General features: G+C 40.3%; 12 protein-coding genes and 2 pseudogenes. 8 read left to right on the top strand and 6 right to left on the bottom strand.

The features are described from left to right. A partial coding sequence (locus GBN19_RS07025) for a hypothetical protein (RefSeq protein ID WP_151777633.1) occupies positions 1-225 on the bottom strand: 225 nt, incomplete at its 3' end. A gap of 162 nt (positions 226-387) precedes the next feature. On the opposite strand from GBN19_RS07025, the pseudogene GBN19_RS07020 reads away from it, so the two are divergent. Then, positions 388-1,356 (top strand): annotated as a pseudogene (locus tag GBN19_RS07020) (MBL fold metallo-hydrolase). Positions 1,357-1,410: 54 nt separating this feature from the next. Here GBN19_RS07020 and GBN19_RS15900 read toward each other — a convergent pair. The 3 genes from GBN19_RS15900 to GBN19_RS07010 all read right to left on the bottom strand — a co-directional run bounded on the left by GBN19_RS15900 (position 1,411) and on the right by GBN19_RS07010 (position 3,241). After that, the gene (locus GBN19_RS15900; protein ID WP_215903482.1) at positions 1,411-1,575 is read right to left on the bottom strand and encodes an NF038215 family lipoprotein; all 165 of its coding nucleotides are present in this window, start codon (positions 1,573-1,575) and stop codon (positions 1,411-1,413) included. A 229-nt stretch (positions 1,576-1,804) separates the two neighbouring features. Continuing rightward, positions 1,805-2,452, bottom strand: a complete 648-nt coding sequence (locus GBN19_RS07015; RefSeq protein WP_171494443.1) for a LysE family translocator — start codon at positions 2,450-2,452, stop codon at positions 1,805-1,807. Positions 2,453-2,476: 24 nt separating this feature from the next. Continuing rightward, positions 2,477-3,241, bottom strand: coding sequence for a class I SAM-dependent methyltransferase (locus tag GBN19_RS07010; protein WP_151777631.1), 765 nt, complete (start codon positions 3,239-3,241; stop codon positions 2,477-2,479). Between the two features lie 194 nt (positions 3,242-3,435). Between GBN19_RS07010 and GBN19_RS07005 the strand changes: the two genes are divergently transcribed. The 5 genes and pseudogenes from GBN19_RS07005 (at position 3,436) to GBN19_RS06985 (ending at position 7,758) form a co-directional block, all read left to right on the top strand. Next, a complete protein-coding gene (locus tag GBN19_RS07005; protein WP_151777630.1) occupies positions 3,436-4,005 on the top strand; it encodes a TetR/AcrR family transcriptional regulator in 570 nt (189 codons plus the stop codon). Next, positions 3,998-4,294: pseudogene (locus GBN19_RS07000) on the top strand (MFS transporter); the annotation flags it as partial. The gene GBN19_RS07005 and the pseudogene GBN19_RS07000, both read left to right, overlap by 8 nt. A 180-nt stretch (positions 4,295-4,474) precedes the next feature. Then, on the top strand, positions 4,475-5,629 hold the full coding sequence (locus tag GBN19_RS06995; protein WP_151777629.1) for an HlyD family secretion protein: 1,155 nt from the start codon (positions 4,475-4,477) through the stop codon (positions 5,627-5,629). After that, on the top strand, positions 5,629-6,528 hold the full coding sequence (locus tag GBN19_RS06990; RefSeq protein WP_151777636.1) for a 1-aminocyclopropane-1-carboxylate deaminase/D-cysteine desulfhydrase: 900 nt from the start codon (positions 5,629-5,631) through the stop codon (positions 6,526-6,528). Before GBN19_RS06995 ends, GBN19_RS06990 begins: the two co-directional genes overlap by 1 nt. Before the next feature lie 30 nt (positions 6,529-6,558). After that, the gene (locus GBN19_RS06985; RefSeq protein ID WP_151777628.1) at positions 6,559-7,758 is read left to right on the top strand and encodes an NAD(P)/FAD-dependent oxidoreductase; all 1,200 of its coding nucleotides are present in this window, start codon (positions 6,559-6,561) and stop codon (positions 7,756-7,758) included. Positions 7,759-7,801: 43 nt separating this feature from the next. Here GBN19_RS06985 and GBN19_RS06980 read toward each other — a convergent pair whose 3' ends face one another. Next, positions 7,802-7,993: a hypothetical protein gene (locus tag GBN19_RS06980; RefSeq protein WP_151777627.1), complete on the bottom strand. Its 192-nt coding sequence runs from the start codon at positions 7,991-7,993 to the stop codon at positions 7,802-7,804. A gap of 163 nt (positions 7,994-8,156) precedes the next feature. On the opposite strand from GBN19_RS06980, the gene GBN19_RS06975 reads away from it, so the two are divergent. Beyond that, a complete protein-coding gene (locus tag GBN19_RS06975; protein ID WP_151709785.1) occupies positions 8,157-8,579 on the top strand; it encodes a hypothetical protein in 423 nt (140 codons plus the stop codon). 29 nt (positions 8,580-8,608) lie between these two features. Here GBN19_RS06975 and GBN19_RS06970 read toward each other — a convergent pair whose 3' ends face one another. After that, positions 8,609-9,370 carry a ferredoxin--NADP reductase gene (locus GBN19_RS06970; protein ID WP_151709756.1) on the bottom strand — a complete coding sequence of 254 codons (762 nt, stop codon included), beginning with the start codon at positions 9,368-9,370 and terminating at the stop codon, positions 8,609-8,611. 82 nt (positions 9,371-9,452) lie between these two features. On the opposite strand from GBN19_RS06970, the gene gigC reads away from it, so the two are divergent. Continuing rightward, on the top strand, positions 9,453-10,340 hold the full coding sequence (gene gigC / locus GBN19_RS06965; RefSeq protein WP_151709757.1) for a LysR family transcriptional regulator GigC: 888 nt from the start codon (positions 9,453-9,455) through the stop codon (positions 10,338-10,340). The last annotated feature ends 2 nt before the right edge of the window (positions 10,341-10,342 follow it).

Here is a 10,342-nt window from a genome sequence, read left to right as displayed (position 1 = left end):
CTTCAATAGCTCAGTTAAATTCTGATTTCCTGATAGTTTATCAATCATATTTTCATTATATGAAGGATTTAAACCGATGAATAAAATTGTATTTTTTATCTCTTGAATATTTGGGTAAAATAATGGAGCAAGCATTTTTTGACTAGGATCAACTTTACCCAAAAGATCACTTATATCATCTTTATGTGTATTCCATATTTTCAAAATTTCATCATTAACATTCATTAATCTATCTCTAAACTTAATATAAACTTTATCTTGATTTAAGAAATCAATTTAACTAAAAATATAATCAAATATTAATACTATCTTATACAAAAAAGATGAAAAATCTTGTCCTACATGCTAAAAAATAAACACCATAAATAAATCAATAAATACGCTCAAATGAAAAAACTACTCGCTTCCGCCCTACTCTGCTCTAGCTTCGTCAGTCTACCCACTTTCGCCACTTCCCCACCTGCGCCAATCGAGCAACAAAAACAAGTAGCGGGTTACTACCAATACCAATCAGGGCAAACTCAAATTACCGCCCTGCTCGACGGCACAAACTTTATCTCACCGAGCTTATTTAAAGGACTTTCAGAACAACAAATCCATGAAAGCCTCAAAAAATACTATGCAGATCAAGCCAAAGGCGTACAAACCTCTATCAATGCCTTTTTGGTCAATACAGGACATTCACTGGTCTTAGTCGACAGTGGTGCTGCAAGTTGCTTGGGTTCACACTTAGGCTCAGTTCTCAGCAACTTAAAAGCATCAGGTTATCAGCCTGAACAGGTCGATAGCATTTTGCTGACACATCTGCACCCCGATCATGTCTGCGGTATTAGTCAAAACGGCGTTGCCAATTTCCCCAATGCCACGGTGTATGTGTCCGCTACAGAAGCCAATTACTGACTAAGCTCTGAACAGCTCAACAAAATCCCGAAAGAAAAACAGGCGGGCTATTTAGCCACCGTTGAAAAAATCAAACAGGCGATTGCCCCTTATCAAGCCAAACAACGCTTTAAAACCTACAAATTTGGCGATCAGATTCAAGGATTTAAGGTAATCAATAGCAATGGACATACGCTCGGGCATACCAGTTATGAATTCAAAACCACAAATGAAACCATTGTCTTTATAGGCGATATTGTCCATTCACACAGCATACAGTTTGATCATCCTGAAACTTCAATTGCGTATGATGCTGACCCAAAACAAGCCGTTGCAACGCGTTTAAAACTGTTTGCTGAATTTGCAAAACATGGCGAAGCCATCGCTGCGCCACATTTACCCTTCCCAGGCATTGGACATATTTATTTAGCCGATGGCAAAACCTATCAGTGGGTTCCGATTCATTTTAAAGACTGAAAAGTATGCAGCCTGAAATCATCAAATTTTCAGACTGCATACGGTGTGAATGGGTTAGTTTGCAGCGCTAAGCTGATAATCTTTTTCATAAACAGGCATGCCTGCTATGCTTTTGGTATAGTAATTGGACTGAGTTTTAGTTTTGACGGGTTGTTTTAGCTCACATCCTGTAAGCATGCTTAAACTGATCGCCACGCAGAGTATGGATATTATCTTCATGAGCATATCCTCTTTGTTGTTTGATTTTAAATTAGCACTTTATTGAGAGAATGTTCTCAAAAAATATATTTCAATTTGTGAATATTTTTAGTTGATGAAAATCATTACTTTAAATAATAAACACTGTTTTTCGACATACACTTTGTGCATCGTGCTAAATTTTTATAAACAATAAAAAAAGCTTATTGATTCACAATAAGCTTTTGATCATCGCAAATTTTTAAATGAATTATTTCATTCCAAAGATCAGTTTCAAACCGAGCAAGGTCATTACTCCCCCTGCGACACGGTCAAAAATTGCTTTAAATCTTAAATAGACTTTACGTGGTTTTTCAGCCGACAGCGCCACAGCCACTAACGAGTACCAACCTGCATCAATAAAAAAGCACAAGATCGGTAAAACCACATAGTAATACGTTGGAATTTCTTTGGGTAATAAAGCTGTAAAAATACTTGCCAAAATCACCGCAATTTTAGGGTTACTCAATTGGGTAATGATTCCTAAGCGATACGCTTGTGGATAGCTCATCTGCTGTGCAACATCTTGCTGAGTCTGCATTGGTTCTTTGGCATGACGAATAATTTTAAAGGCAATCCAAAGTAAATACAGACCACCAAAAATTTTTAAAATCAGATATGCAGAGGGTACAGCCAATAAAATTGCTTGTAATCCCATCACGGCTAAAAGACCAAAGAGTGCTGCACCTGTGCCTGTACCCAATGCGGTAAATAAACCGTGTTTTCGTGAAATCGCAATTGAATTTTTTGCCACATAAATAAATGCTGGGCCTGGACTAATTGCACCTAACATTAATGCAATGGTGATGGAAAACAGCGGTAATAAACTTTCCACGTTCAGACCTATTGAGTGACTCATTCGAGTGCAATATTTTAGCAGAAATTAGCCCGCTTTTCCCAATACTAAGTAGATCACTTGTGTTTTAAAGGAGCCATCAGACTGAATCTCAAAATACTGACGCACCACATTAGACACTTTAGTTTGTAAATAGCGAATTGTTGCTGCACCATTTTCAGGCGTTTTCATGCGTCTAATCCAACTGTCAAAGTCCAAATGTAAAGTTTGCTTTTCCACCTGTTCCACTTGAAAGCCCGCATATTCAGCAAATTGCATCCATTCTTGCAAACTATAATCCCGTACATGGCTCGGATCACGAATCATTTCAATAGTCTGTAAAAAGGTGTCTAAAATTGGCTGTCCACTTCCCAAAATATCAACAAAAATCACTTTGCCATGCGGTTTTAATACCCGATGAATGTCTTGCATCGCCTGCCCCACATTTTGCCAGTGATGGGCTGAGTAACGACTGATCACACAATCAAAAGACTGATCGGCAAACGGTAATGTTTCGGCTGCGCCTTGTTGTCCTTGAATCTGGGTTAAACCTTTTTCTTTGGCTTGTTGGCAAACCAATGCCACCATATCAGGCGTAATATCATAAGCAATCGTTTGTTCTGTAAATGGCGCTACGTGGTAACTGACATGTCCTGCACCACAGCCCAAATCTAAAACTTGCTTAAATTGGTGCTGCTGAATGCATTGCTGCATTTTAATAAATTCAGCACCTTGAGCATGTACAACACTACTTAAATAAGCATTTGATTTACCTTGGTATTGATCTTGATTTAATTGCTGTTGCGTATTCATTTTTTATCTCGTTTAATCTGAATAAGACTCAGCATAGTCAAAGATAATTTAAAAAAATAATGATGAATTTTAAGTTAATATATAAAATAAAGTTATAAATTAATCACTTTTACAAAACGACAAACATCTAGAGCAATACAATCGGACAATTCTGTCCGTAAAATAATACCTAGAAATTGAAAGACCTGATAGCCATGAGTAAACACTTACAACGTGCGGCACAAAACCGCGAAGAGCTTCTAAACGCTGCTGCCGAAATGATGAAAACCCATGGCATTCATGTCCCATTACAAATCATCATTGATGATGCAGGGGTTGGTCGAGCCACTTTTTATCGCAACTTTGCTGATCGTAAGCATTTGATTTATGCCTTACTTGAACAGTCAATTGATCATCTGGAAACGTGTGCCAAATATTATGGACAGTTTGAAGATAGTCTATTTTTACTGCTGCATAGCCATATTAAAAATCTGCCACATTTATCTGCACTCAAAGAATATTGGCGAGTTTTGGATGCTGATGATCCACATTTACAAAAATTGGTTCAGCAGCATCAACAGATTATTCAGCCTCTCATTGATCATGCCATTGCTGCGGGAATTTGTCGTGCTGACCTGACTTTTGAAGACTACCGTACCATTATTTCAATTTTGGCAGCTTCTTTTCGCGGGCATACTGAACAAGAACAAAAGCGCCTCGCTAAACGCGCAATCGAGTTATTAATGACAGGGATTCAGGTTTGTAACGAGGCAAGTTATGGATAAACAGCTCCGTTATTTGGAGACTCCACCTGACTGGACGGCAGATGAGCGTCCTGTCCTGCCAGGTTCTCCCCCATCTATTGCCCATTCATCAGGGAAGCGTTATTTATATTTTTTTATTGGGACGTTTATTGCACTGTCTGCAGGACAGAGTAATGGTTTTATTACTGCAAACTTACCTCAGCTACAAGGTGAATATGGTTTAACCCCTATCGAAGGTGCATGGCTACCTGCTGCCTATGTGATGGCAAATGTCAGCTCAAACCTGATTTTATTTAAAGCCCGCCAGCAAAGGGTTGGCGATCTGCTGTTTTGTTATGGTGGTATCACTCAAACTGCCGCGCAGCCGATGTGATTTATTTAAATGGCATTTTTGCTGTGATTTTACTGATTTGGGGCTTAAGTAATATCGCATGGACACGCTATAACGCCCATCGCCAATCGCAATCTTCCTAATATTTTGAGTCGTGCTATGAGTGAACAGCCAAATAATGAAACACCTGCAACAGCAGAAACAGCCCAAGCTCAGTTAAAAAATGTGCCACGGGTTAGTAAGTTGATTGAAACTCAAAAATCGACACTGATTCTGATGTTTTTTATTTTACTTGTCGGAATTAGCATCATTATGTGGGCATGGCAAATTGGCCCATTCAATACGCCAATTCAACAGACCGATAACAGCTATATTAAGGGGAAAACTACGGTTTTATCGTCCCAAATCAATGGTTATATTCAGGATGTTTTAGTCAGTGATTTTGATCATGTTAAAAAAGGACAAGTGCTGATTAAAATTGATCCGACTGCATATAATCAAAAAGTCTCACAAGCCCAATCGAGTGTTGAACAAGCAGCCAATAGCTTTAGCAACCAAAAACAAACTATTGCACAACGTGCAGCAGATGTCACTGCCGCGCAAACCAAAGTTGCTCAAGTTGAGTCACAATACCAATTGTCCTTGCAACAATTACAGCGTTATCAGGCATTAGGAAATAGCGGTGCGATTGCTAAAACGGATCTTGACCAAAGCCAAGCCAGTGTTGCCAATAATTTAGCTTTACTCAATGAAGCCAAAGCCAATGTTAAAGTGGCAGAAGAAGCCTTAAAAACTGCAAAAATTGCAACGGTTGGCTTACAGGCACAAATCAAAAATGCGGCTGCGCAGCTTGATCAGGCCAATACCACCAAAGACTACAGCATTATTACAGCGCCAATGGATGGACAGCTTGGTGAGGTTTCTCCACGGGTTGGGCAATATGTCGGTGCGGGATCACAACTGCTCTATCTGATTCCGCAAACCACATGGGTAATCGCTAACTTTAAAGAAACCCAAATTGCCAATATGCAAATTGGGCAAAAGGCATTTTTTACAGTAGATGCTTTAAATCACAAAAAATTTGTTAGACATGTGGCTGAAATTTCCCCTGCTGCAGGTTCTGAGTTTAGTGTACTCAAAACCGATAACGCGACAGACAACTTTACTAAAGTGGTTCAGCGTATTTCTGTAAAAATCTCGATTGACCCCAATCAGCCTGAACTGAGTCGCCTAAGACCAGGCATGTCGGTGATTACCTCGGTAGATACCGCAAGTGCAGGAACAGGTACAGGTACAGGTACAGGTACATGCTAATGCAGATTCAAGCACAGCGATCCGAGATTCCAATCCAGTCACTACAAGTACAAGATGATATTCAGCTCGATCTCAAACGGTTAGATCTGATTCATCCACAGATTTCAGGCAACAAGTTTTACAAACTCAAATACAATTTGCTAGAGGCACAGCAGCAGAATAAAACTTCAGTACTGACCTTTGGCGGTGCATATTCCAATCATATTGCAGCGACAGCATATGCAGCCCAAATGTTGGGACTTCGTAGCATCGGCATGATTCGTGGAGAGGAACTGGCTCAACGTCCGTTAAATCCAACTTTAGAAACAGCCCGTAACATGGGAATGCAGCTTGAATTTATTTCCAGACAGCGCTATCAACAACGTCATGAACCCAACTTTTTAGCACAATTACAACAGCAATTCCCCGATAGTTATGTGATTCCTGAAGGTGGTAGCAATGCACTTGCCATTCAAGGTTGTCGGGAAATTCTGACAAAAGCAGACTTAAACAACTACGATGTATTTTGCTGTGCAGTTGGTACAGGTGGCACACTCTCAGGTCTGATTGAAGCCAGTCATACTCATCATCAATTACTGGGTTTTTCAGCACTGAAAGGTGAATTTCTCACTCAAGCTGTTAGCCAAATGACGCATAAAAACAACTGGAAAATCCTCGATGCTTATTGTTGCGGTGGCTATGCTAAAACTTCCCCTGAACTGCTGAAATTTATTCGAAAGTTTGAACAGACGTATCAGATTCCACTCGAACAGGTCTATACAGGCAAAATGTTAATGGGGCTTTTTGATTTAATTGAACACGACTATTTTCAGGCTGGCACCCGAATTCTTGCGATTCACACAGGAGGCTTGCAAGGGCGTACACAAGAGTTAGGCGCCATGCCAAAAATTTCAGTATAATGCGCGGTTTTTAGCATTTGGAGAACTCACATGGCTGCTCAACACTATGATGTCATCGTATTAGGCGCAGGTGCATCAGGCTTGATGCTGGCAGCATGTGCAGCCAAACGTGGTCGCTCGGTTTTGGTTCTCGAAAAAGCCAATAAAGTCGGCAAAAAAATTCTAATGTCAGGCGGTGGTAAATGTAATTTTACTAACCTTGATGTCGAACCGAAACATTATCTTTGTCATAACCCACACTTTGTAAAATCTGCACTGTCACGTTATACCCAATGGGATTTTATCGGCTTGGTCTGTGAATATGGCATCGCCTATGAAGAGCGTAAACACGGACAACTGTTTACGCTCAACGGTGCAAAAGACATTTTGAATATGCTCTTGTCCGAATGTAGCAAAACCAATTTGGTTGAGATTCAGACTTCTGCTGAAGTCGAAGCTGTTCAGGTTCTTGAAGATGGTCAGTTTAGTGTAAAGACGCAAAGTCAAGACTTTAGAGCTGAATCGGTTGCTGTTGCAACAGGTGGCTTATCTATTCCAACACTGGGTGGCTCGGATTTCGGTTATCAACTGGCAAAACAGTTTGGTCATCAGATCTACCCAACTCGTGCAGGTTTAGTCCCATTTACATTTTCTGACCAGTTTAAAGAAGTGACAACACGTTTAAGTGGCAATGCTTTAGATGCAACATTAAGCAATCCACAGATTGAATTTACCGAAGCTCTACTTTTTACTCACCGTGGATTAAGTGGGCCAAGTTCTTTACAGCTTTCTAACTATTGGCAAGTGGGTGAAAGTTTTCAGATCAACTTTTTCCCAACACATGATCTTTTCACATGGCTAAAGCAGAAAAAACAGAGCCATCCTAAAAGCCTATTAAGAACATTGTTCACTGAATTAGCAGCAAAATCAGTCATTGCCGAATTGCAACAATTGATTTGGCAAGCGGACAGTGAAACAGCGATTGGGCAAATGAGCGACCAAAAATTAGAAAAAATTGCGACACAATTACAAAATTTTCAGGTTAAACCATCAGGAACAGAGGGTTACCGAACTGCGGAAGTCACTTTAGGTGGCGTCGATACAGACGAAGTCTCATCTAAAACCATGGAAAGTAAAAAGCAAAAAGGCTTATTCTTTTTAGGAGAAGTCCTTGATGTGACAGGACACTTAGGGGGTTATAACTTTCAATGGGCTTGGTCATGTGCAGCAGCAGCAGCCGAATATGTATAAAACTGTTGAAGGAATTCCATTCCTTCAACAGTGAAATGATCATTTAGTTTTTTACGACTTTGGCTGCTTGAGGATGCCCGATATAGGCATCTTTGGCACTTGGGCTGCTATGAGTAAACATATATACAACGATGGAAGCATAAAATACGATAATCACAGCAAACATGAAACGCATCAAGCGCTTATCTTCTTTTACATGCATCTCATGAAGTGACCGACTTAGATGGCGTAACATTGTCATCTTCTCCTTTCTATCACGTCAATTTGACTATTTTTTATACTAATCTAAGTTTATGTATCATTGTGTGAAAAAGCATTATCATCACGTATACATTGTTTATCTGTTGTCATCGAAAAATAAGCTATACTATGTGCCACTTTTTCAATATGCCACGATGATGTCGTATAGACTAGAATCTACTTCCCTTGAACTCGACACCGATGTCACTCATCAGTGTTACTTACACTACACACGAGATCAACATCTCATTGGCGTGATTGAATTCAGCAAGCCGAGCTATGCTTTGAAGTGGGGTGATTTAGAGTATCTACGCCGCCGTACTGAAGAATTTTCAGTCATGCCATTTCCTGACTGTATCAGTGCAATGGTGATCGACCTGAGAAATGTCACAGTGTTCCTCGATCAGGAAACGCCCATTATTCCGTGGCGAATGGTTGAAGAAGAATGCTTGATCCGCCTTGTGGTTCCACAAGAACGTCTTGAATTTTATGCAGGCTTGTTTGAGCCGACATGGCTCACTTCCGATGTCGATACCGCAATTAATGAGATCCGTACATTTATGGATATGTTTGTGCATTAAACCACACAAACATATCATCTACCTTTCAATTACCAGTAATTTTCAACGGCAATATTGCCCTCACCACGACGGTTCATGCTTAAACCGCGCTGCTTGAGTGCCTCTTTGGTATCTTCGACCATTTGTGGATTACCACAGAGCATAATATGGCTAGTTGCTGAATTAAACGGTTGACCAACAAATGCTTCTAGCTGTCCATTTTCAATGAGAATCGGCAAACGCTGATGTAAGGCGGCTTGAGGATCGCGGGTAATAATTGGTACAAACCGAAAACCTGTGTGCCCCTCACCAAAAGTTGCAGCAATCTCCTGAATGCGCTCAACATAAGCTAATTCTGCTTGTGTACGTACACTATAAACCAAAGTAATTTTTTGATAATTTTTCCATGTTTCAAAATCTTGCAGCATCGATAAAAATGGTGCGAGTCCTGTTCCTGTCGCTAGTAACCATAAATCTTGTGGCAATGGCTGCTGATAACGTGCCAAAGTTAAAAAGCCATACGGAATTTTTTCCAGATATAACGCATCACCAATCTGTAAATCTTTTAAACGTGATGTAAATGCACCATCAGGAACAACAATTGAAAAAAACTCTAGCGTTTCATCATAGGGTGATGAAACAACGGAATATGCCCGTACAATCAGCTCATCATCCACTTTGATTCCGATTCGTGCAAACTGCCCTGCTGTAAATTTAAAGTGAGCAGGTCGTGTCATGGTAAAGCTGAATAAATTATCTGCCCAGCGTTGAATCGATAAGACTTTTTCCACAGTAAATTTTTCAGATGTCATGATTTCAAGGTGCAAGAATTCGTCGGCTCATGTTAGCATGGCGAGGCAAATATTGATATTTTTACTCATTAAGGCTTCAACTATGCGCATGACCTTACGCCAATTGGCTGTTTTTGTAGCCGTAGCTCAGGAAGGAACGGTTACTAAAGCCAGCGATGCAGTCAAACTGACCCAAAGTGCAGCCAGTATGGCATTGGCAGATTTAGAAGATGGATTGGGTGCGCCACTATTTGATCGCCTAGGGAAACGCCTACAACTTAATGATCTTGGACGTTTTTTATTACCCCAAGCTCTCGAAATTTTAGGTCGCTGTGAAGCATTTGAACAAGTGGCTAAAGGCGAATTACAAAGTATTGATTTGCGCCTCGGAGCAACCCTCACAATTAGTGATTATTTAGTGCCAGACTTGATGGCAGGTTTTTTACAATTACAACCACAAGCTCATTTACAACTCCAAGTTGGCAATACTCGCCAAATGATTGAAGCAGTCAACCAATTTCAGTTAGATTTGGCTTTAATTGAAGGGTCATGCCACTTACCCCAATTACAAAGTATTCACTGGCGAGATGATGAACTTGCCGTATGTTGTGCCCCAAATCACCCACTTGCTCAGCTCAATCGTGCTTTAACACCTCAGGACTTTGCTGATGTTGAATGGATCTTGCGTGAAGAAGGATCGGGAACGCGTGAAGTTTTTGATAATGCGATCTTGAACCACCTTGAAGATGCACGAATCCGCCTGACCTTAGGTCATAATGAAGCCATTTTAAAAATCATTTCAGGTGGTTTAGGCATCTCCTGTATTTCCAAACTTGCATTGTTACCTATGCTCAATTCAGGTCAACTGGTGATTTTAGAAACGCCTTTTTGGGAACTCAGACGCCCTCTCTATATGCTAGTACATCGGCATAAATATCAAGGGCCGGGACTAAAAGCCTTTATGCGATTCTGTGAAGAACAGCATCCTTAAAA

The organism is Acinetobacter brisouii (genome assembly GCF_008993995.1).
Taxonomy (GTDB): Bacteria; Pseudomonadota; Gammaproteobacteria; order Pseudomonadales; family Moraxellaceae; genus Acinetobacter; species Acinetobacter brisouii_A.
Note: the sequence above shows the minus strand (reverse complement) of the source record. Positions and strands in the feature narration are given on the sequence as shown.